Origin of the sequence: Azospirillum griseum (genome assembly GCF_003966125.1) — a bacterium.
Taxonomy (GTDB): domain Bacteria; phylum Pseudomonadota; class Alphaproteobacteria; order Azospirillales; family Azospirillaceae; genus Azospirillum; species Azospirillum griseum.
Genome location: NZ_RXMA01000210.1, coordinates 1 through 219, shown reverse-complemented (window position 1 = coordinate 219; position 219 = coordinate 1). Strand labels below are relative to the sequence as shown.

The following is a 219-nucleotide window of genomic DNA, read 5'->3' as shown; positions in this document are numbered from 1 at the left end:
GGCTTTGTCGCACAAATCGGCGTGAGGACGGAATCCGCCAGCATCCCGCAGTGATCAGGCGATCTTGCGGGTGGTCGGCATGCCCAAGCTGGTCATGATGTTCATCACTTTGCAGCCGACGGCGGCTTCGATCTTCTGGGCAGACAGACTCCGGGCGCGCAGGCTGCGACCGATCACTTGCTTGTAGCGCATCATCGCCACCTCGCCCAAGGAGCGGCG

General features: G+C 62.6%; 1 pseudogene. It reads right to left on the bottom strand.

The window, feature by feature from the left end:
* Positions 1-54: 54 nt before the first annotated feature.
* Positions 55-219 (bottom strand): annotated as a pseudogene (locus tag EJ903_RS26810) (IS5/IS1182 family transposase); the annotation flags it as partial.